This is a genomic window from Cyanobium sp. Aljojuca 7A6, from assembly GCF_024346455.1.
Taxonomy (GTDB): Bacteria; Cyanobacteriota; Cyanobacteriia; order PCC-6307; family Cyanobiaceae; genus Cyanobium.
On the sequence record NZ_JAGQCY010000003.1, the window covers coordinates 151,598 to 172,784 of the forward strand.

At 68.5% G+C, this 21,187-nt stretch carries 21 protein-coding genes; 15 read left to right on the top strand and 6 right to left on the bottom strand.

Going from position 1 to position 21,187, the window contains the following annotated elements; translation table 11 throughout:
- Window positions 1-89: 89 nt before the first annotated feature.
- A complete protein-coding gene (locus KBY95_RS04065; RefSeq protein ID WP_315858888.1) occupies window positions 90-869 on the top strand; it encodes a hypothetical protein in 780 nt (259 codons plus the stop codon).
- 40 nt (window positions 870-909) lie between these two features.
- Window positions 910-1,128, top strand: coding sequence for a ferredoxin-thioredoxin reductase variable chain (locus KBY95_RS04070; protein WP_254963717.1), 219 nt, complete (start codon window positions 910-912; stop codon window positions 1,126-1,128).
- Between the two features lie 37 nt (window positions 1,129-1,165).
- Here KBY95_RS04070 and pyrR read toward each other — a convergent pair whose 3' ends face one another.
- On the bottom strand, window positions 1,166-1,726 hold the full coding sequence (gene pyrR, locus KBY95_RS04075) for a bifunctional pyr operon transcriptional regulator/uracil phosphoribosyltransferase PyrR (protein WP_254963515.1): 561 nt from the start codon (window positions 1,724-1,726) through the stop codon (window positions 1,166-1,168).
- A 193-nt stretch (window positions 1,727-1,919) separates the two neighbouring features.
- On the opposite strand from pyrR, the gene gpmI reads away from it, so the two are divergent.
- The 4 genes from gpmI to KBY95_RS04095 are packed head-to-tail and all read left to right on the top strand — an operon-like array spanning window position 1,920 to window position 4,475.
- A complete protein-coding gene (gene gpmI, locus KBY95_RS04080; protein WP_254963718.1) occupies window positions 1,920-3,488 on the top strand; it encodes a 2,3-bisphosphoglycerate-independent phosphoglycerate mutase in 1,569 nt (522 codons plus the stop codon).
- Window positions 3,489-3,520: 32 nt separating this feature from the next.
- Window positions 3,521-3,751 (top strand): preprotein translocase subunit SecG, encoded by a 231-nt coding sequence (secG, locus tag KBY95_RS04085; protein WP_254953377.1) that lies wholly within the window; start codon window positions 3,521-3,523, stop codon window positions 3,749-3,751.
- A 5-nt stretch (window positions 3,752-3,756) separates the two neighbouring features.
- The gene (gene msrB / locus KBY95_RS04090; protein ID WP_254963517.1) at window positions 3,757-4,260 is read left to right on the top strand and encodes a peptide-methionine (R)-S-oxide reductase MsrB; all 504 of its coding nucleotides are present in this window, start codon (window positions 3,757-3,759) and stop codon (window positions 4,258-4,260) included.
- A 14-nt stretch (window positions 4,261-4,274) separates the two neighbouring features.
- Window positions 4,275-4,475, top strand: coding sequence for a hypothetical protein (locus KBY95_RS04095; protein WP_254963519.1), 201 nt, complete (start codon window positions 4,275-4,277; stop codon window positions 4,473-4,475).
- Window positions 4,476-5,599: 1,124 nt separating this feature from the next.
- Here the strand turns inward: KBY95_RS04095 and KBY95_RS04100 are convergent.
- From KBY95_RS04100 to groES, 3 genes are all read right to left on the bottom strand, one after another.
- A complete protein-coding gene (locus KBY95_RS04100; protein WP_254963521.1) occupies window positions 5,600-7,276 on the bottom strand; it encodes an alpha-keto acid decarboxylase family protein in 1,677 nt (558 codons plus the stop codon).
- Between the two features lie 644 nt (window positions 7,277-7,920).
- A complete protein-coding gene (gene groL, locus KBY95_RS04105) occupies window positions 7,921-9,558 on the bottom strand; it encodes a chaperonin GroEL (RefSeq protein WP_254963523.1) in 1,638 nt (545 codons plus the stop codon).
- Window positions 9,559-9,611: 53 nt separating this feature from the next.
- Window positions 9,612-9,923, bottom strand: coding sequence for a co-chaperone GroES (gene groES / locus KBY95_RS04110; RefSeq protein ID WP_015110667.1), 312 nt, complete (start codon window positions 9,921-9,923; stop codon window positions 9,612-9,614).
- 249 nt (window positions 9,924-10,172) lie between these two features.
- On the opposite strand from groES, the gene atpD reads away from it, so the two are divergent.
- From atpD to KBY95_RS04125, 3 genes are read left to right on the top strand one after another with little or no spacing between them, the layout of a single operon-like run.
- Window positions 10,173-11,639 (top strand): F0F1 ATP synthase subunit beta, encoded by a 1,467-nt coding sequence (atpD, locus tag KBY95_RS04115; RefSeq protein ID WP_254950930.1) that lies wholly within the window; start codon window positions 10,173-10,175, stop codon window positions 11,637-11,639.
- A gap of 16 nt (window positions 11,640-11,655) precedes the next feature.
- On the top strand, window positions 11,656-12,063 hold the full coding sequence (gene atpC, locus KBY95_RS04120; protein ID WP_254963525.1) for an ATP synthase F1 subunit epsilon: 408 nt from the start codon (window positions 11,656-11,658) through the stop codon (window positions 12,061-12,063).
- Between the two features lie 32 nt (window positions 12,064-12,095).
- Entirely contained in the window at window positions 12,096-13,202 is a 1,107-nt protein-coding gene (locus KBY95_RS04125) for a rhomboid family intramembrane serine protease (RefSeq protein ID WP_254963527.1), read from the top strand.
- Window positions 13,203-13,210: 8 nt separating this feature from the next.
- On the opposite strand, the gene KBY95_RS04130 is transcribed toward KBY95_RS04125, so the two are convergent.
- Entirely contained in the window at window positions 13,211-15,472 is a 2,262-nt protein-coding gene (locus tag KBY95_RS04130) for a transglycosylase domain-containing protein (RefSeq protein WP_254963528.1), read from the bottom strand.
- A 59-nt stretch (window positions 15,473-15,531) separates the two neighbouring features.
- On the opposite strand from KBY95_RS04130, the gene KBY95_RS04135 reads away from it, so the two are divergent.
- The 6 genes from KBY95_RS04135 to KBY95_RS04160 are packed head-to-tail and all read left to right on the top strand — an operon-like array spanning window position 15,532 to window position 20,672.
- Window positions 15,532-15,816, top strand: coding sequence for a hypothetical protein (locus tag KBY95_RS04135; protein WP_254963529.1), 285 nt, complete (start codon window positions 15,532-15,534; stop codon window positions 15,814-15,816).
- Entirely contained in the window at window positions 15,813-16,538 is a 726-nt protein-coding gene (locus tag KBY95_RS04140; protein ID WP_254963530.1) for an FHA domain-containing protein, read from the top strand. Before KBY95_RS04135 ends, KBY95_RS04140 begins: the two co-directional genes overlap by 4 nt.
- Entirely contained in the window at window positions 16,535-17,890 is a 1,356-nt protein-coding gene (locus tag KBY95_RS04145) for a protein kinase domain-containing protein (RefSeq protein ID WP_254963531.1), read from the top strand. Before KBY95_RS04140 ends, KBY95_RS04145 begins: the two co-directional genes overlap by 4 nt.
- 3 nt (window positions 17,891-17,893) lie before the next feature.
- Complete coding sequence (locus tag KBY95_RS04150; RefSeq protein ID WP_254963532.1) at window positions 17,894-18,631, top strand: VWA domain-containing protein; 738 nt, start codon at window positions 17,894-17,896, stop codon at window positions 18,629-18,631.
- Window positions 18,625-20,004 carry a protein phosphatase 2C domain-containing protein gene (locus tag KBY95_RS04155; protein WP_254963534.1) on the top strand — a complete coding sequence of 460 codons (1,380 nt, stop codon included), beginning with the start codon at window positions 18,625-18,627 and terminating at the stop codon, window positions 20,002-20,004. The genes KBY95_RS04150 and KBY95_RS04155 overlap by 7 nt, the downstream gene beginning before the upstream one ends.
- A gap of 5 nt (window positions 20,005-20,009) precedes the next feature.
- On the top strand, window positions 20,010-20,672 hold the full coding sequence (locus tag KBY95_RS04160; RefSeq protein WP_254963536.1) for a transaldolase family protein: 663 nt from the start codon (window positions 20,010-20,012) through the stop codon (window positions 20,670-20,672).
- Window positions 20,673-20,693: 21 nt separating this feature from the next.
- Here the strand turns inward: KBY95_RS04160 and KBY95_RS04165 are convergent, their stop codons facing one another.
- On the bottom strand, window positions 20,694-21,176 hold the full coding sequence (locus tag KBY95_RS04165; protein ID WP_216906229.1) for a 30S ribosomal protein PSRP-3: 483 nt from the start codon (window positions 21,174-21,176) through the stop codon (window positions 20,694-20,696).
- Between the last annotated feature and the right edge of the window lie 11 nt (window positions 21,177-21,187).

Below are 21,187 nucleotides of genomic sequence, written 5' to 3' on the forward strand. Positions count from 1 at the left end.
TTGCATACAAAGGTGGAGACCCGCCCCGCTCCCCCCTCCCCTTGGCCCTTCGCCGGCACAGACTTCCGCGTTTCTGGCTGGCCATCACCTTGGGTTCGGTCGCCGCGGCCATCGGTCTTGGCTACTGGTGGGAACGGCAGCTGCCCGTGCGCCTGGAGCAGGCCTCCGCCACCGGCCGTCTCGACGATTGCCTGCGCTACAGCGAACAGCTGGCCGCCCTCAGCTGGCTGCCAGGCCGCACCCCTTTGGATCGGGGCCGTTGCCTGCGGGCCAAGGCCGACCAGCTCTGGGGCGAGGAGAACTGGGGTGAGGCCCTGCGGCTGCAGCGCCAGGTGATCAACTCCAGGGCCGGCACCCCCTCCGACCGCGAGCGGCTCGCCCGCTGGCAGCGCCAGCTGCGGGCCCTGGCCTTGAACCGCTTCCAGGCCGGTGATCTGCCTGGAGCCCTGGCGGCGCTCACACCCCTGGGGGAGGAGCGCAAGGACGATGGCCGTTCCATGGGCGACGATCTCCAGGCGATCTGGAACCGCAACCGTTCCCAGCTCGAGCGGGCAACGCTGCTGGTGAAGCAGAAGCGCTGGTGGGAGGCCCTCGACAGCCTCAACCGCATCGACCATCCCTGGTGGCGCCAGCAGAGCGAACCCCTGCGGCAGGAGGTAAAGAAGGGTCTTGACCAGCTCAAGGGCATGGACCGGGAGCACGACACCCACGGTTCCCTGCCCCATACCGTGTCTGGAGAGAAGCTGGATGGTCTGGTGCAACGCCGCATCGCCGCCGGCATGGATGAGTGGCAGGCGTTCCAGGAGGCCTGCAAGGAGCTGGGGGGCCGGGTGGTCGAGGCCGGGCCCGAGAGCGCCTGCCAGCGCTGAGTCCCATGACAGGATGACCCCGAAGAGCGTCCCGGTGGACATGCAGCCAGGTGATCAGGTCAAGGTGAGCAGCAGCGTGGTCGTCTACAACCACCCCCAGCACCGCGGTGAGGCCTTCGACATGCAAGGGCAGCAGGGGGAGGTGTTCAACGTCCTCAACGACTGGAAGGGGCGCCCCATCAGTCCGAACCTGCCTGTTGTGGTGGCCTTCGGCAAGTTCCGAGCCCACTTCCGAGAGGATGAACTGGCCGCCGTCTGAGGCCCTTCAAGTCCGGCCGCAGCCAGCCCGACGAACCTCAGTCCCGCAGCAGGTAGACCCCTTCCTCGCCATCGATGGCCTGGAGGCAGAGCTGGATGGTCTCGTGGCGGGCCGTGGGCACCACACGACCGCAGTAATCCGGTTGGATCGGCACTTCCCGGTGGCCCCTGTCCACCATCACCAGCAGCCCCACCCGGCGGGGGCGTCCCCAGGCCTGCAGGGCCTCCAGGGCGGCCCGCACCGTGCGGCCGGTGAAGATGACGTCGTCGACGAGCACCACCTGACGGCCATCCACGGGTACCGGCAGCTGGGTGGCTTCCACCAGCCGGGTGCCCACCCGCTCCAGGTCATCGCGGTGGAAGGTGGGGTCGAGGCTGCCGTGGGCAATGGGATGGCCGCAGATCGCCTCCAGCCGTCCGGCCAGAACACGTGCCAGGGCTACACCCCGGGTGGGGATGCCGAGCAGCACCAGGTCCTGGCTTTCGGCAACCGCCTCCAGAACCTGGGAGGCGAGCCTGTCGAGGGTGCGTCCCAGGTCCTGGGCGGACAGGAGTTCCAGCCGATCGGCCGGGGCCGTACCGGCCTGAGGTCTGGCCATTAAACGTATGGCATGTAACCAAAGCCTGACGCATCCAGGTCTCGAGAGGGTGATTCGGGAGGAGGGCTGTAGGTTGGCGATGCGTAGAAACGTGCAGATTTTCTCGCTGGTGAAAGCAGCTCCCTCCCAGAAGCAGTCCGCCAGCGGCACAGCCGAACGCGTCTCCTGCGAGACGGCCGCCCCCGTCGCCCCGATGGTTCTGGCCATCCTTGATGGCTGGGGCTACAGGCCCGAAAGCGACCACAACGCGGTCAGGGAGGCGGATACGCCTGTCATGGATGCCCTTTGGGCGGCCTATCCCCACACCTTGATTGAGGCCAGCGGTGCCGCCGTCGGCCTGCCGGATCACCAGATGGGCAATTCGGAGGTGGGTCACCTCACCATCGGCTCCGGTCGGATCATCCGCCAGGAACTGGTGCGGATCGGCCAAGCCGTACGCAGCGGCAGCATCGCCAGCAATCAGGCCCTCAACGACCTGGGCGACACCCTGGTGGCCAGTGGCCGACCCCTGCATCTGATCGGCCTCTGCTCCGATGGCGGCGTCCACAGCCATGTCGACCATCTCGGCGGGCTGCTGCGCTGGGCGGCCGGCCGCGGCCTCAGCGATGTGCTGGTCCACGTGGTCACCGACGGCCGTGACTCCGCCCCCCACGGGGGGCCCGGCTATCTGGCCCGCATTCAGGCCATGATTGAGGACGCAGGCGTGGGGCGGATCGCCACCCTCTGCGGCCGCTACTGGGCCATGGACCGCGACCAGCGCTGGGAGCGCACGGAGAAGGCCTACCGGCTGCTCACCGAACCGGCCGAGATCTGCCCCCTCACCCCGGAGGAGGTGCTGCAGGGCTCCTACGCCGAGGGCGTCACCGACGAGTTCCTGGAGCCGGTGCGCCTCGCTGAGGGTCTCCTGGAAAGCGGCGATGGCCTGGTCTGCTTCAACTTCCGCCCCGACCGGGTGCGTCAGCTGATGCGGGCCCTGGTGCTGCCGGCCTTCGACGGCTTCCAGCGCCAGTGGATCGGCCCCCTCCACGTCGTCACCTTCACCCAGTACGAGCAGGGCCTGCCCGTGCAGGTGGCCTTTCCCCCCGAGTCCCTCGATGGCCTGCTGGGCCAGGTGGTCTCCGAGCACGGCCTGCGGCAGTTCCGCACCGCCGAAACCGAGAAGTACCCCCACGTCACCTATTTCATGAATGGTGGCATCGAGCAGGCCTTTCCCGGTGAAGACCGGCACTTGGTGCCCTCCCCCCGCGTCGCCACCTACGACCAGGCGCCGGCGATGTCGGCGGAGAAGCTCACCGACAGCTGCATCGCCGCCATCGGCAAGGGGATGTATTCCCTGGTGGTGATCAACTACGCCAACCCCGACATGGTGGGCCACACCGGCCAGATGGAGGCCGCGGCCGAAGCCGTCGCCACGGTTGACCGCTGCGTGGGCCGGCTGGTGGAGGCCACCACCCGCATGGGTGGCACCCTGCTGATCACGGCCGACCACGGCAATGCTGAGGTCATGCAGGGCCCCGATGGACTCCCCTGGACCGCCCACACCACCAATCCGGTGCCGGTGATCCTGGTGGAGGGCGAAAAGCGCAAGCTGGCCGGCCACGGCAACGACATCAGCCTGCGGGAGCACGGCGGCCTGGCCGATATCGCCCCCACCTTGCTCGAAATCCTGGGTCTGCCCAAGCCGGCCCGCATGACCGGCGTCTCCTTGGTGGTGCCGGCCTCCGCGCCCGCCGCCAGGATTCCCCAGACCCTCGGCGCCTGAGGGGCCGCTTCCGGGACGGCTAGTCTTGGGCGATGGTCAAGAACATCGTTTCCTCCCTCTGGATGCTCAGCGGCGCCCTGCTGATCATTTCCGTGCTGCTCCACAGCCCCAAGGGTGATGGCATGGGAGGCCTGGCCTCCAGTGGCGGCTCGATGTTCAGCAGCGCCCGCAGCGCCGAGAACACCCTCAACCGCATCACCTGGACCCTGCTGGCCCTCTTCCTGGGGCTGGCCGTTGTGCTGAGCGCCGGCTGGCTGGGCTGAACCGGATGGAACGCCGCCGTTTCCTCTCCTCACTGATGGCCCGGCTGGGGGCTCCCCTGGCGGGGCTGCTGCCCTTCCTGCCGGCCTCCAAGGCCCTGGCGGCGGCGAAGGCCACCGACCCCGCCTGGCAGCTGACTTCGTCGGAGTGGAAGAAGCGCCTGAGTCCGGCGGCCTATGCCGTGCTGCGGAACGAGGGCACCGAGCGCCCCTTCAGCAGCCCGCTCAACAACGAGAAGCGCAGCGGCACCTACGTCTGCGCCGGTTGCCGTCTGCCGTTGTTCGCCTCCACCACCAAGTTCGACTCCGGCACCGGCTGGCCCAGCTTCTGGCAACCCCTGCCCAAGGCGGTGGCCACCAAGACCGACTTCAAACTGATCCTGCCGCGCACGGAATACCACTGCCGCCGCTGCGGTGGCCACCAGGGCCACGTGTTCGACGATGGCCCCAAGCCCACCGGCAAGCGTTACTGCAACAACGGCGTGGCCCTGGCCTTCGTGCCCGGGGGCTGAGCCGCGGCCCCTCCATGGCCCCCTTACCTGCGCTGCTGCTTGCCCTGGGGGTTCCGCTGCTGCTGCTGCTGGGCTTCACCCTGCTGCTGGAGCAGCGCCGCGGCCGCCTGCCCGGCTGGCTGGCTGCCCTCTCCAGCCGCGACGCCCTGCTCTGGAACATCAGCGTGGGGCTGCTGATCGGCCTGAGCCTGCTGCGTTATCTGTTGGGGCGTTGAGCCCCAGGCGCCGTGGTCAGTCCGCCCCCACCAGAACGGGTTCCCTGGCGCTGAGGTCGGCTCAGGCGAGGTTGCCATGGGGGGATCGAGCTGGCCACCGATGCTCCCCCTGAACGAAGGCGAGCCAGCCACTGGCGGGCGCTGCCTTCACTGCTGCCATGGTCTGCGTCAGCCAGGCGATGAGGTTCAGTTGCCAGAGCAGCTGGCCCTTGGCGGACTCAGGTCACGGGTAGATAGATCATCAAAGCGGCTTGATGCCTGGTTCAGGCACCTCGGTGGCCATGGCATCAAAGATCGAAGTGCGGATCCCGGCAATCGAGGCCAGATGAAGTGAAGGGTCTATTGAATGGCCATTCAAGATCTCCATCGAGGGGAATGGCAGTGCAGCGAGCCCCCCGTGATCAGCACTGCCTGCTGCGATTGGCCCGGCTCGTCAAACAGGGCGTCGAGCTGTTCGCCCGCTTTCTGCGCTGAGACAATGGTTAGGGCGTGGCTTCCACTCCTGGCATCAGACAAGATCGCATCAGCTGCGCTGGCTTGACCTGAAGGGCTAGCTCAACTGTGATCCCCCCCTGCCTGGGCCATGGCCACCGACGGATCGCCGCTGAGACCCGCTTTCAGAAACTCGGGCGTTTTCGGCACCACCAGATGTAGCGGCTTCTCCCGATGCAGCTCCAGGAGCGCCTGTGCCTGCTCGGACGGAGCGGCAGAACGCTGCCTGCCACCACGCCAAGCTGCTCCACGAGCCATACAAATAACCGCTGCTCAGGGCTGGCAATACCGGAGGATGCCTTGACCTCCAGGGCTACGAACTGGGCGGATCTGCTGGCCGACCATCTCCAGAGTCACCTCCAGGAGCGCAGCCCGAACAGGTCATGTCCGCCCTTGGCGAGCTGAGAGATGTCGAGATGGGGGCTTACGCCGATCGGTTGATGGCACCGCAGAACGGGGTGGAACTTTGTCCGGACTGGGCGGAGGTCAGCGCGGCCGCGGCCGCGAACGCGATGCTGGGCTGGAGCGCGGCTGGAGCGCAAGGTGGTGCTGGCATTGGGGCAGGAAAGTGGCAAAACCAATGAAACCCTCCATCGCCTACGCACCACTGGCGTTCCAAGTTGGTGGTGCAGTTAGCCCATCTCGGGCGTCTTCAGCTTGTAACCACTGTCGATCGTGTCCTCAGGCATCGGTTGACTTTCTTCGTTGGGGATCATGACTTCGATATAGGCGGCCCCGTCATGGTTCTCGATTTTGTCGAGTACCTGGTCGAGTTCGGCCACCGTGGTGACCCGAGCGCTCAGCCAGTTTTTGCATCCAAAGGCTTCCGGAAGCAGGTGGTAGTTCACTTGTGCCAGATCGTCGTACCCGTGGCCGCGTTCACTGATGACGTCCTCAATGCCATAAAGGTTGTTGTTGAGCACGAAGATCCGCGGTTTTATACCGTAGCGGCCCATCACCGCCAGTTCATTCAGCGTGAGCTGGTGGGAGCCGTCGCCCGTCACCAACCACGTGTTGCCCGACCTTTTGGCCATCGCCACCCCCAGGCAGGCCGGGGTGGCCCAGCCGATTGAGCCCCACAGGCCCTGGCCTTCTGCTGTGACCCCAGCGGGCATCAGCAGCTTGTTGAGAATGGTCATGCATGTACCGGTTTCAATCACCAGCGTGTCGCCCGAGCGCAGTCGTCGCTGCAGGCGGGGATAGAAGTTGGCCGAGCATGTGGCGTCGCCCGCGGCCCCCACCAGGGGCTTTGGCTCAAGTTTCAGGCCGTGGTCGCTGCAGCGAGTGCTGACGCGGTCGCAAAGGGCATTGAGCACGTCATCGATCGCCACATTCACAAAGATCTTGCTTCCAGCGCGAACCCAGTTGTCCTGGATCGACACCACCTTGGCGGCGTCGAAGCCGCCTGTCCACATGCCGGTGTTTAGCTCTGTCGTCACGATCCCGCCGATGTCGAGCACGAGGTCGGCGTTGCCCACGAGATGGCGAACGTTGTCCGACGAGGACCAATCACCGGCGTAGAGCCCGGCGTACTGAGGCATCGCTTCGTCGATGGTGCCTTTGTCGTTGGGGGTGATCGCCGTGGGCAGATTGGCCTTGCGGATCAGTTCCAGCGCCCGCTCACGTACGCCGTAGCGGCTCACCAGGTGGGTCAACACAGCCACAGGACGTTCCGCAGCCTCCAGTCGGGCAAGGATTGTTCCCACGGCTGCGTCCAGTTCCTGCGGCACGCTGTGCTGACGTTTCACAGCGCTGAGGGGTTCGCCGTTCACGGGTGTGCCGAGAATGGGTTGACTGCCGTTCACTTCCGAGATCACCAGGTAGGCCGGCATGCATTGGCGCAGCGCTTCCCGAATCACACGCTCAAGCTCGTCGATGCAGTTGTCGGGAGTGAGGACAGCGCTGACGCAGGCAGCCGCCGCGGAGAGCTGCTGAAAACGGTCGTAGATCGTGTCACCCAAGTTGTGGTGGGTGATCAACCCCTGCTTTTGGATGCGCTCGCTTGGCATGCCCACCAAGTGGAACACCGGAAGGCGATGGGCCTTGCTTCCCATCACACCATTGATGGCAGAAAGTTCCCCTACGCCGTAGGTGGTGGACAGCATGGCGGCGCCCCGAATGCGAGCGTAGCCATCGGCGGCATAAGCCGCATTGAGCTCGTTGGCGCAAGCCACCCACGCCAATTCCGGCACCTGCTCAACAGCATCGTCGATCGAAAATGCATAGTCTCCAGGAACACCGAAGATGCGGTCGATCCCAAGCTTTGACAAACGGCTCAGGGTGTATTGCGCAACCGTAAGGGCAGCCATGGCGGTTAGGATTGTGGACCAAAGATACGCTAGACACGCTTGGACGGTCCCTCCAAACCTCACGCTTAATTCGTTGTATGTCTGGAGAGTAACTCGGCCCGCAGGTTAATCACCGCTAGAGGCGGCATTAACAGAGTGGGATAAGGATAAGGACCCCATCCAAGGGGCGGCAGAGGTAAGGGCGGTTGGGTCAGCGCTGATCACGGCGAGCTTCAACTGCTCAATGCCCCTAAGTTGTTGAGGCTCTGCCCTCCTGGCGCTCCGGAACTTGGGCCAGCGATCAGCGCTGAACGGTCCGGCTGGCACGAGTGGCGGCAGTCGTAGAAGAGGTTGTGGACTGGGCAGCAGATCCTTGCCATGGCTACCACCGCAGCAAAGCTCCAGCATCTCCAGCGGGTTGGCGATGCCGTCGCTCCAGAAGGCCTTCCAGATGGCATCGATCTGGTTGCGCAGCTCACCCGGTGAGCACCGAGGCCGCCGTTGTCCCTGGGGCGGATCGTGGCCTTGGGCAGCTGTAGGCGTGCATCAGACGTCGAGCGGGGCAGGCAGGGGAGGAGGCCTGGCAGCGAAAAAAAAGCGCCCCCGCAGGGGCGCTTGGTGCTGAAGGCGAAGGACCGGAGATCCGACGCTGACCGCAGGGGCGATCAGTAGTCGAAGTCGCCGCCCATGCCGCCACCGCCACCGGCGGGAGCCGCTTCCTTCTTCTCGGGCAGGTCGGCCACGATGCACTCGGTGGTGAGCACCATGCCGGCGATCGAGGCGGCGTTCTGCAGGCCGGAGCGGGTCACCTTGGCGGGATCGACGATGCCGGCGGCCAGCATGTCGACGTACTCGCCGGTGGCGGCGTTGTAGCCCTCGTTGAAGGGCTTGTTGCGCACGTGCTCGGCGACGACGGCGCCGTTGACGCCGGCGTTCTGGGCGATCCGCATCAGCGGAGCGGTGAGGGACGAGGCCACGATGGTGGCGCCGATCAGCTCCTCGCCGGAGAGATTGGCAGCCGCCCACTCTTCGAGGGCCGGGGCCAGGTGGGCCAGGGTGGTGCCACCGCCGGGGACGATGCCTTCTTCAACGGCCGCCTTGGTGGCGTTGATGGCATCTTCCAGGCGCAGCTTCTTGTCCTTCATCTCGGTTTCGGTGGCGGCACCCACCTTGACCACGGCGACACCGCCGCTCAGCTTGGCCAGACGCTCCTGAAGCTTCTCCTTGTCATAGGAGGAGTCGGTTTCGTCCATCTGCTTGCGGATCTGCTCGCAGCGGGCCTTCACCGCCGCCTCGTTGCCTTCGGCGACGATGGTGGTGGTGTCCTTGTTGATGGTGATGCGGCGGGCGGTGCCCAGCATCTCCAGCTTGGTGTTCTCCAGCTTGAGGCCGGCGTCCTCGGTGATCAGCTGACCGTTGGTGAGAACGGCGATGTCCTCGAGCATGGCCTTGCGGCGGTCACCGAAGCCGGGGGCCTTGACGGCGGCGACGTTCAGGACGCCCCGCAGACGGTTCACCACCAGGGTGGCGAGGGCTTCCTTCTCGATGTCCTCGGCGATGATCAGCAGGGGCTTGCCGGTGCGGGCGATCTGCTCGAGCACGGGCACCAGATCCTGCACCAGGCCGATCTTCTTGTCGGTGAGCAGGATGTAGGGCTCGTCGAGCACCGCTTCCATCCGCTCGGTGTCGGTGGCGAAGTAGGGCGAGATGTAGCCCTTGTCGAAGCGCATGCCTTCGGTGACCTCCAGTTCGGTGGTCATCGACTTGCCTTCCTCGAGGGAGATCACACCCTCCTTGCCCACCTTGTCCATGGCATCCGCGATCATGCGGCCCACTTCTTCGTCGTTGCCGGCGGAGATGGTGCCCACCTGGGCGATGGCGTTGGAGTCGGAGATTGGCTTGGCGTGCTCCTCGATCTTGCCGACGAGGAACTCGGTGGCTTTGTCGATGCCCTTCTTGAGGGTGATGGCGTTGGCGCCGGCGGCCACGTTGCGCAGACCCGCCTTCACCATGGCGTGGGCCAGGACGGTGGCGGTGGTGGTGCCGTCACCGGCGGCGTCGTTGGTTTTGGAGGCGGCCTGACGGATCAGGGCCACACCGGTGTTCTCGATGTGATCCTCCAGTTCGATCTCCTTGGCGATCGTCACGCCGTCGTTGATGATCTGGGGAGCGCCGAATTTCTTTTCCAGCACCACGTTGCGGCCTTTGGGACCGAGGGTGACGGCAACAGCTTCGGCAAGAATGTCGATGCCCCGTTCGAGCGCCCGGCGGGCTTGCTCGTTATAGATAATGCGTTTGGCCATGGAAGAAGAAAAATTGCTTGGTTGGAAGTGATGCAGACGGCAAAACCGTCAGATCAGTTGACGACGGCCAGGATGTCCTTCTCGGACAGCAGCACGTACTCGTCGGTGCCGAGCTTGATGTCCGTACCGGCGTACTTGCTGTAGAGCACTTTGTCGCCGACGCCCACTTCAGGAGCCTGACGGGAACCGTCGTCGTTGCGCTTACCAGGACCGATCTGGACCACTTCGCCCACCTGGGGCTTTTCCTTGGCGGTGTCGGGCAGAAGGATGCCACCGGCGGTTTTTTCCTCCGATTCGGACACCTTGATGAAGACGCGATCTCCGAGGGGTTTGACCGTGGAGACGCTGAGGGAAACGGCAGCCATGAAATGACGCGAAGAAATGGTTGCGAAGACAGCGACGCCAACCGGCCGGGGCCGGAACGTTGCTGGGGTGGGATGAGTTGGCACTCACGCCCTTCGACTGCCAACCTAGGTGCCGGCTCCGCCACGGCGCCATCCCCGGGCTGTGCGGGTGACCGAACCCCAAGCCCCAGGCCCCCTGCGGTGGTAAGGTGGCGCCGCTTCAGACGGGTGGTTGGACCCCGCTGGGCACACCACGCTCCTTCCTTACCTATGGCTGCTGCCGCTCCCGCCGTCCCTGGTACCAAAGGCACCGTGCGCCAGGTGATCGGCCCCGTCCTCGACGTGGAATTCCCTGCCGGCAAGCTGCCCAGAATTTTCAACGCCCTTCGCATCGAAGGCACCAATTCCGCCGGCCAGCAGGTGGCCATCACCGCTGAAGTGCAGCAGCTGCTGGGCGACCACCGGGTCCGTGCTGTGGCCATGAGCAGCACCGACGGTCTCGTGCGGGGCATGGGCGCCCTCGACACCGGTGCCCCCATCTCCGTTCCCGTGGGTGAAGCCACCCTCGGCCGCATCTTCAACGTGCTCGGCGAGCCCGTCGATGAGCAGGGCCCGGTCTCGACGACCATGACGGCCCCGATCCACCGCCAGGCGCCCAAGCTCACCGAGCTCGAAACCAAGCCGCGCGTCTTCGAGACCGGCATCAAGGTGATCGACCTGCTGGCCCCTTACCGCCAGGGCGGCAAGGTGGGCCTGTTCGGTGGCGCCGGCGTCGGCAAGACCGTGCTGATCCAGGAGCTGATCAACAACATCGCCAAGGAGCACGGCGGCGTCTCTGTGTTCGGTGGCGTGGGCGAACGCACCCGTGAGGGCAATGACCTCTACGAGGAATTCAAGGAGTCGGGCGTGATCAACGCCGGCGACCTTTCCAAGTCGAAGGTGGCCCTCTGCTACGGCCAGATGAACGAGCCTCCTGGCGCCCGCATGCGCGTCGGCCTGTCGGCGCTCACCATGGCCGAGCACTTCCGCGACGTGAACAAGCAGGACGTGCTCCTGTTCATCGACAACATCTTCCGCTTCGTGCAGGCCGGCTCCGAAGTGAGCGCCCTGCTGGGCCGCATGCCTTCGGCCGTGGGCTACCAGCCCACCCTCGGCACCGACGTGGGTGAACTGCAGGAGCGCATCACCTCCACCCTGGAGGGTTCGATCACTTCGATCCAGGCCGTCTACGTCCCTGCCGACGACCTCACCGACCCGGCACCCGCCACCACCTTCGCCCACCTCGACGCCACCACCGTGCTCAGCCGCGGTCTGGCCTCGAAGGGCATCTACCCGGCCGTGGATCCCCTCGATTCCACCAGCACCATGCTTCAGCCCGCCGTGGTGGGTGATGAGCACTACCGCACCGCCCGGGCCGTGCAGTCCACCCTGCAGCGCTACAAGGAACTGCAGGACATCATCGCGATCCTGGGTCTGGACGAACTCTCCGAGGACGATCGCCGTACGGTGGACCGGGCCCGCAAGATCGAGAAGTTCCTCTCCCAGCCCTTCTTTGTGGCCGAGATCTTCACCGGTCAGTCCGGCGAATACGTGAAACTCGACGACACCATCAAGGGCTTCAACATGATCCTGGCCGGTGAACTCGATGATCTGCCCGAAGCCGCTTTCTACCTGGTCGGCAACATCGACCAGGTGAGGGCCAAGGCCGCCAAGATCCTCGCCTCAGCCAAGTCCTGATCCGGGAATCCTCTCCATGACCCTCACCCTGCGCGTCCTCGCCCCCGATCAGAGCGTCTTCGACGGCACCGCCGACGAAGTGATCCTGCCCGGCACCACCGGCCAGCTCGGCATCCTCACCGGCCACGTCTCCATGCTCACCGCCCTCGACAGCGGCGTGCTGCGGGTGCGGGAGGGGGCCAACTGGCAGTCGATCGCCCTGATGGGTGGCTTCGCCGAGGTGGTGGCCAATGAGGTCACCGTGCTCGTCAACGGCGCTGAGCTGGGCAGCAGCATCGATGCCACCGCCGCCCAGAGTGATTTCGAAGCGGCCCAACAAGCCGCTGCGGCCCTGGAAGGCTCCGACCCCAGCCCCGAAAAAGTCAAGGCCCAGCAGGCCCTGGCCCGCGCCCGCGCCCGTCTTCAGGCCAGCAAGGCCGCCTGAGTTCGCCTGCGGGCCGGGGGGCTGCGGCGGCCATGGGCACGGGTAGGGACTTAGGACTGCAATTGCGCCAGTGGATCGCCACCGGTGCGGTCAGCCTGGATAACCCCCAGGCCATGTCCAACCGGCTGATTGACGCCCTTGGGGCCGAGGAAACTCTGCGCGGACCCTTGCGGGATCTGGCCACCCAGCCTTTGCTGCTGCGGGTGTTGCAACTCCAGGGTGGCCCCCAGCGCAGTGCCATTACGGCCCTCAGCCAGCATCTGGCCGGTGTCTACGCGCCGCAGGTGCTGGCCGAACTTCTTGATCTGCTGGAGGCCTGCTGCGGTGTGGCTCCGCCCCGGCCCGCTGGCGATGTCCAGGCCGCTGACGTCCCCCCTGCCATCGTCGGGAGCTTCCCCCGGTCCTGGCTGGAGAACCTGCGTCCCCTTGGTCCGGGGCTCGCTCTCTCGGCCTCGGGCGCCTTGGTGCTGTTCTGGGCCGGTGGGGAGCTCGACCAGTGGTTCTTCGATCCCTGGCGCTGGGGCAGCGGCCTGGTGCTGGTGGTGGCCCTGGCCCTGCTGCAGGCCCTGGCCCTCGGCCCGCTGCGGGCCCTGCGCCGCCGCTGGCCCCTGAGCCTCGAGGCCAGCGGTGACCCCCGCCGTGCCTGGTGCTGGATCACCGCCCCCTGGATCCATGCGGCCAACGCCGAGGCCCTGCTCAACCTGGTGATGCTGGCGATCGTGCTGGGCGGATCTTCGCTGCCCCTGGCCTCCCTGCTGCTGCGCTATTCGCTCACGGCCCTGGCCACCACGGCGCCGGCGGTGCTGGTGGCCCGCCGGGCCCGGGTGCTGCGGCACTGGGACGGGGCCTCCGGGCCGATCGCGGCTGTGATCGCCCTGGCTTCGGTCCTCAGCCTGCTGCACTGGAAAGCCCACCCCTTTGTGGTGGGTGCCGTGGAGATCCCCGCCTGGGTGCTGCTGGTGGTCTTTGGCGCCGTGCAGCTGGGCTGGCAACTGCCCCGCCGCGATCCCCAGGACAGCAGCAGCCCCATGGCGCGGCTCTGGAGCAGCCCCTGGTGCTGGGGCACAGCGTTGGGAACGGCGTGGGCCCTGGTCACCCGCGCCCAGGAGCTGGCCAGGGGCCTGGGCTGGCTGGGCTGAAGCCGGCCTCAGCTCGCCAGGGCGCGCATGACCTGGCCCCACAGTTGGGCCACCAGGGCGCCGGAGGCGGCCTGGGCGGGGCGGTTGTCGTCGTTGCCCATCCAGATGCCGGTAAGGATGCGGCTGGCGGGGGAGTAGCCCACGAACAGCACATCGACGCCGTTGTCGGTGGTGCCGGTCTTGCCGCGGGCATCGGCCACCACGGCGGCGGCGCCGCCGGTGCCGCCACTCACCACCTGCCGCAGCAGGGCATCCATCTCGGCGGCCAGCGCCGGTTCGATCAGCTGACGCGGCAGCTCGCCCACCGGTGTGGTGACACCGCTGGGGGGGCAGGTGGCCAGGTTGCGCACCGAGCCGCAGATGCCCAGGTCGTAGATGCGCTTCACCCCATGCAGGGGCACCGAGCGGCCGCCGTTGGCGACCACGGCGTAGGCCCGCGCCAGTTCGTAGAGGAAGGTTTCCTTGCCGCCCAGCACCATCGAGAAGCTCTCTTCCATGGGCGTGCTGATGCCCAGCTGGCGCGCTTTGGCCACCACCTTGCCCAGGCCCGCCTGTTGGGCCAGCCGCAGGGCCACCACGTTGTCGGAGTTGGCGAAGCCCGCTGCGACACTGGTGCTTCCACCCCCGCCACGGCAGCCGGCCACGTAGGCCAGGGGCGCGCAGGAGATGGCATCGCCGGGCTTGACGCCGGACTCCAGGGCCGCCAGGAAGCTGAACAGCTTGAAGGTGGATCCGGGCTGACGCAGGGCCTGCACCCGATCGAAGCTCGAGCGGCTGTAATCACCGCCGCCGACGTAGGCCAGGATCGCGCCGGTGCCGTAGTCGATCGCGATCATGGCGCCCTGGGTGAGCCCGGCCCGGCCACCCGGCCCCTCGAGGAACGCCTTCAATTGCTTCTGGGCGATGGCCTGCAGGCGGGGGTCAATGCTGCTGATCACCGCGTAGTTGCCCCGGGCCTCCGGGCTGCTGAGGTCGAGGGCGAAGCGCCGCCCCTCCAGCTCACCGATCACGTAATCACTGAAGAAGGGATAGCTGGAGAAGCTGGAATCGCGGCAGGCGGAGGGATCGATGTTGAGGGGGCGGCGGCGGGCGTCGATCAGCGCCTGGTCGGAGAGATAGCCCTCGGCGTGCATCCGCCCCAGCACCAGGTCGCGGCGCTCCCGCCCCCAGGTGGGGTTCTCCCGGTTGCAGGGGCTGTAGCTGTTGGGGCTCGGCAGCAGGCCCACCAGGAACGCCGACTCCGCCACATCCAGGGCGCTGGCCGACTTGCGGAAGTAGAGCTGGGCTGCCTGCTCGAACCCTTCGGCCCCCAGGCCCAGGTAGGCCCGGTCGAGGTACATCTTGAGGATGCGGTTCTTGCTGAAGCCCGCCTCCAGCTGCCAGGCCACCCACAGCTCCCGCAGCTTGCGGGCCAGCGACACATCCGTCCCCACGGCGGGGTAGACCATGCGGGCCACCTGCTGAGCGAGGCCGCTGCCGCCGCCGGTACCCAGTACCAGGGAGCGCAGCGTGCCGAACAGGTCGATGCCGCTGTTCCAGCCAAAGCGGGAGTCCTCCGAGGCGATCAGGGCCTGGCGCAGGTGCAGGGGGTAGTCGGCCAGGGCGGGCAGGGCCGTCGAGGAGCCCTCGGCCGCATCGATCTGGCGGCCATCGGTGGAGAACACCTTCACTGGACCACCCACCGACCGGATCGAGGAGCCACCGGAGATGGTGGTGGCCAGCAGCAGGCCCCCCAGGGCCACGCCCGAGCCGACGAGGGCGCCGATGGCCCCCCAGTGCACCAGTTGCCCCAGGGGACTGCGGGGATGGCGATACACCAGGGTGGGCGCTTCGCCTTTGAGCGGCGAGCCGAGCTGCAGCCGGTCCCCGTCTCGCAGGTGGATGGCGCGGATGCGGCGATCGCGGTGAAACAGACCGTTGGCGGAGCCGAAATCCTCGCCGTGGTAATCCCGATCGCCGGGGCGCTCCTGCTCCACGATCGCGTGCACCCGGCTGACGCCGGTGGCGTTGGTCTGCAGCTCGCAGAGGGGATCCCGGCCGATGCGGTAGCGGCCCCCCTGCAGGGCCAGCCGCTGGCGGCACTGACCGCCGATCCAGAGTTCCAGCCAGGCGTCGTGATGCCTCAGCTCCCCCAGGCCCGCCGCCAGGGCCCGGCGACGGCCGCCGGCCGGAGCGGGGCGGCGAAGGGCCTGCCAGAGGCTCAGCCAGCCCGTGGCGGGTTCGGGTGCGGTGTCGTGACCAGGCGACGCCTGCTCCGTCGTCCCCACCATCCCCGGCCCGTCTGCCTTGCTCCCATACGCTACCCGCAGCGATCGGAGCGGCCGGCCAGGTGGAGCAACGCCGGGACCCATGGGCACCCTTCCGCATCTGGACCGCCCTGACCATTGGGGTGTACGCGGTGCGGGCCACCTTCGCCGCCACCTGGGTGGGGGCGATCCCCGGCTGGGTGCTGCTGCTGTTGCTGCTGGTGGCCCTGGCCCTGGCGGCCTCGGCCCTGCTGTTCCCCGGGCGGGTGATTCCCTGGCGGGAGGGGGAACCGATGGGCTGGTGGGGCCGCTTCCAGGCCGACCGGCGCCTGGGCCGCCGGCCCAAGGCCGGTGACGACCCTCGATGAACGCCCAACCCCGGCTGCTGCTGCGTGACGATCCCGGCCGGAGCGTGCCGCTGGATCCCCGCACGCCCCTCTCCATCGGCCGCGATCCGGCCAGCGGCCTCTGTCTGGGCCAGGCCCAGGGCGTCTCCCGCCACCACGCCCTGGTACGGCTGTCGCGCACCAGGGCGGGCCAGTGGCTCCTGTGTGACCTGGGCAGCGCCAACGGCACCTACCTCGAAGGCGCCCGGCTGCGGGACTGCCGGCCCCTCTCGGACGGCGACGAGATCCGGCTGGGCCTGAAGGGGCCGGTGCTGCAGTTCCGCAGCAGCGGCAGCGCTCCCCCCGAGGCTCTCCCTTCCGCCGGCCGCCGTGCGGCTCCGGCGGTGGCCCAGCCGGTTGCCGGCCAGCTGGATTTCGCCGGCCGTTCCCTGCCCCTGGATCGAATCCGCTCGGCCTACGTGGGCAGCCGGCGGCGCCATCCCCAGGCCTTCAGTTGGTGGCTGCTCCTCTGTCTGGGCGGCCTGCTGCTGCTGCCCTTCCCCTGGCTGTTCTGGTCTCTGCAGCTGGGGGCGCTGGCGGGCTGGATCCTGCTGGGGTCCCGCTGGGAGCATCTGCTCGAGGTGACGCTCCAGGACGGCCTGGCCTATCGGCACCGCTTCGACAGCCTGGAGACGGCCCTGGCCCACCGCAACGGCATCCGCAAGGCCATGGGTCCGAGCCCGGCGGCGGGGAGGCGCCCATGAGCTGGATCCTGCCGGAGGGCGCCAGCCTGGGCTTCGAAGGTCTGGCCGCACCGCTGCGGATCGTGCGCGGCCTCGGGGGTGGCACCCAGGGCCAGGTCTATGAGGTGGACCTGGAGGGGGAGCGGCTGGCCCTGAAGTGGTACCTGCCAGCCTGCATCGCCCGCGACGGCGGACTGGAGCGGCGCCTGATAGCGAGCATCCGGGCCACCGCCCCGAATGAGGATTTCCTCTGGCCGATCGCCCTGCTGCGGGCCAGCCCCGCCAGCCGCCCCCTGATCCGCATCCGCGACGAGAGCTTCGGCTACCTGATGCCCCTGCGGCCGCCCGCCTACGTGGGCGCCTGCGAGCATGCCGCCGGCCGGCTGGCGATCGGCCTGCGCCAGGTGCTGCGGGCCTGCTTCGGCCTTGCTGACGCCTTCCATTCCCTGCACCTGGCGGGGCTCTGTTACAAGGACGTCTCGCTCGGCAACCTCTTCCTGGAGCCCGACAGCGGCGGCATCCTGATCTGCGACAACGACAACGTCGCGGTGGATGGCGCCGACCATGGCGCCGTGCTGGGCACCCCGGGTTTCATGGCTCCGGAGGTGCTGCTGGGGCAGGCCCGTCCCGGGGCCGACAGCGACCTGTTTTCCCTGGCGGTGCTTCTGTTCCGGCTGCTCACCCGCCACGACCCCCTCAAGGGCCAGATGGAGCTGGCGATCCGCTGCCTCGATGAGCCGGCCCGCCGGCGTCTCTGCGGCGAGGACCCGGTGTTCATCTTTGATCCGGTGGATGACCGCAACCGGCCCGACCCGATCGAGCATGCGGCGGCCCTGATCACCTGGCCCATCTACCCCCGACCCCTCCAGGCGCTGTTCGAGCAGACCTTCTGCCGCGGCATGAAGCAGCCCTCCCGCCGCGCCCTCACCGGCCAGTGGAAGCAGGAGCTGGCCCGCACCCTCGACCGCCGTGCCTTCTGCCCCGCCTGCGGCCAGGAAAACTTCCAGGCCAGCGGCGGCCCGGCGCTGTGCTGGAGCTGCGGCGCCCCCCTGCCGGAGCCGACCACGCTGCTGCTGCCCCATGGGAGCGTGGTCGCCGCCCCCGACAACGAGCTGCACGCCCACCACTTCGATGCCCTGGCCGGGGAGGATCTGCGCCGGCCGCTGGCCCGGGTGGTGGCCCATCCCCAGGACCCCCGGCGGCTGGGGCTGCGCAATCTCTCCACGGTCGCCTGGAGCGCCGAAACCCCCGACGGCCGCGTCCAGGCGGTGCAGCCTGGCGAGAGCTGTAGCCTCGCCGCACTCACCCGGATCCAGTCCCCGGCGGGTCCGATCGCCGTGCAACGCCCCACCCGGCCATCCCCCGCCGCCTGATCCATGCCGTTTCCCGACGTCAAGCTGGCCAACCGGCCGCTCCACTTCCTCTACCTCTGCGACTGTTCCGGCTCGATGGCGGCGTCGGGCAAGATGCAGGCCCTCAACCAGGCCATCCGCCAGTCGCTGCCGGGGATGGCGGCGGTGGCCCGGGACAACCCGGAGGCGCGGGTGCTGGTGCGGGCCGTGCGCTTCGCCGACCACGCCGCCTGGCACATCGAGACCCCCACGCCTGTAGACCAACTGGAGTGGCGGGATCTGCAGGCCGGCGGCATCACGGCCATGGGGGAGGCCCTGAAGCTGGTGGCGGCGGCCCTGCAGACCCCGCCGATGGAGGTGCGAGCCCTGCCGCCGGTGCTGGTGCTGATCTCCGACGGCCAGCCCACCGATGATTTCGCCGCTGGCCTCGAGGCCCTGCTGCGGGTGCCCTGGGCCCAGAAGGCGGTGCGGCTGGCCATCGCCCTGGGCCACGACGCCGATCTGGAGGTGCTGCAGCGGTTCATCGGCACCGAGCCGGCCACGGCGGGCCGCTCGCCCCGACGCCCCCTGCAGGCCAGCAACGCCACCTCCCTGGCCCAGTACATCCAGTGGGCCTCCACGGCGGTGGTGGGGGCCGCCTCGATGCCGGCGAGCCGGGTGAGCGAGACGCCCCTGGAGCCCGCGGTGGGCAACATCCCCCTGCCGGATCTGCCCCCCACCGTGCTGGATCCCACCGACGACGTCGGTCCCCTGGTGTGGTGAACCCCTGGGTGGCGCCGATCGGTGCCAGCCGGGCCGGGGCCTCCCACCTCAGGGCCGGCCGCCCCTGCCAGGACGCCGTGCTCTGCGGCGAGTTGCGCGACGCCGCCGGGCAGCCGGTGATGCTGATGGCGGTGGCGGATGGCCACGGCGGGCGCCGCTACCGCCGCAGCGAGGTGGGCAGTCGCCTGGCCTGCGAGACGGGCCTGGCCGTAGTGGCTGATGCCCTGGCCTCCATGCCCCCGGGGGACGGGGAGGGGGTCTGGAGCCGCTGGCTGGCCCACGACCTGCCCGAAGCGGTCCAGCGCCGCTGGCTGGAGGCAGTTCAGGCCCACTGGCAGGCCGATCCCGGCGAGGGCGACTTCGAGCCCCTGCTCTATGGCAGCACCCTGGGCCTGGTGGTGATGACGTCCCGCTGGTGGGGCCATACGGGCCTGGGCGACTGGGACCTGGTGCGGGTGGAGGCGGACGGCCGCGCCCGGCTGCTGCAGGAGGAGAATGAGCCCACAGCGCTTGGGGAAGCCACCTGTAGCCTCTGCCAACCCCAGGCGGCGGCCCTGTTCGCCCGCCGGGCGGCCCTGCATGCGATGGCGCCCGAAGCGGCCGATTTCGCCCTGGTGCTCTGCACCGACGGCATCCGCAAGTCCTGCGCCACCGACAGCGATTTCCTTACTCTGGCGGCCTGGTTGGCCCGCAGCGGCGCTGAGGGGGCCGGCGTCCTGCCGGAGGCGCTGGATCGGATCAGCCGCGAGGGCAGTGGCGACGACGTGACCGTGGCGATCGGCCGCAGCGGAGCGCCCGCCGAGGAGCTGCCGCCGCCGCCGCCGCCAGCCCAGGCGACGCAAACCCCTCCGCCGTCGCCATCCCCCCCGGCGGCCCCGGAGGCGTCCCCCCCCCGCCCCCTTCCCCGGAGGCGGCGCCCGGCGATCGGCCGGGCGCTGGCCATCGGCCTGGCCCTGGCCGCCGCCGGTGCGGGCTGGCTGGCCCTGGTCTGGCCCCAAACCCAGCCCCCGCCGCAGGCGGCGACCACCTCCCCCGGGCTGCGGGCCGCCCTGGCGGAGGTGGAGCGCCTCTGCAGCCAGCCGGCCACACTGCCCCTGGAGCTGCGCCGTCGCCGCGAGCTGTTCGTCGCCCTGCGCCAGGGCCGGCAGGATCCGGCCCAACTGAAAGCTTCAGCCGCCACGGATCCCCTGGCAGCCCTGATCGCCGCGGATCTGTCCGCTGCCAATCCAGCTGAGGACAAGCCCGCTGCGGCCCAACCTCCTCCGGCTAAACCTCGCCGCCCTCTGCAGGCCCTCGGAGCCTGCCCGGCCCTGCTGGAGGCCCTCAGCCGGCAGTGGGCCGAATCCCCAGCCCCGGCCACCGTTACCCCCTGAACCCCATGGCCCTGCGTCTGCTGCTCGATTGCGCCGATCCCCTGGAGTGGGAGCGCTGGCTGCCCAGCGGCCTGTTCCAGGGCGTCACCACCAACCCGACCCTGCTGCGGCGGGCCGGTCAGCCCTGCAACGTTGACCACCTCGGGCGGCTGCATGAGCGCGCTGTGGCCCTGGGCTGCCGCGAGCTGCATCTGCAGACCTGGGGCGCTGATGGGGAACAGCAGCTGGCCACCGGCCGGGCCCTGGCGGCCCTCGATCCCCAGAGGGTCTTCGTCAAGGTGCCGATCACCCGGACCGGCGCCGCGGTGGCACTGCAGTTGATCGCCGAAGGGGTGCCTGTCACGTTCACCGCCTGCTACGAGGTGGCGCAGGTGCTGGTGGCCGCTGCCCTCGGAGCCGATGGCATCGCCGCCTACCTGGGCCGCATCAGCGATCTCGGCCGTGACGGCCACGGTGAGCTGATCGCCATGCAGAGGGCCCTCGAAGGGGTGGGCTCCAGCACCCGGTTGCTGGTGGCCAGCCTTCGGCAGCCTGGGGATCTGGCCCGCCTGGCCGCCGCAGGCCTGGCCCACCACACGATCAGCCCGGCGATTGCCGGCGCCCTGTTCGGCAGCCTGGACACCGCCGCGGCCGCCGAACAGTTTGAAAGGGACGCCCAAGGCGGCTGAACCGCCCAGGGACCGCAGGACTCAGGCGGTCCCGCAGAAGGTGACGTCGGGGAACTTGAGCTTGGCCTCATCGAGGGATTTGCCGCGCCCTTCCTCCTGCCAGTAATTGATCACCTCGGTGGCCTTGTTGAGGATCTCAACCCGCTCGTTGTCGGTGATCCAGCTCTTGGCCTCGAGCTCGCCCTTGAGGGTTTCCCAGGCGTCTTCCCGGGGCCAGAAGAAGTAGGCAGTGAGGGGGCTGGGCCCGCCACCGACGATCTGATCCACCGCCAGGGCGACGTTGTCGGGCAGCCAGAGGATCTTCACCAGGAAGCGGCCCTCGTCGGCCTTGGGGGTGTAGCCGGAGGGCACCCCGTCTTCGTCGATGGTGGCGGTGGCCAGGGCGGCACTGCCGCCGCGCAGCACCGGACGACCCTCGGTGGTGTCGGCGGCAATGGCCGCGGGGACGGCGCTGACTGCAGCGACCTCGGCACTCTCAGGGGCTGTCACGGTTTCGGCGCTCAAGGAGAACTAGC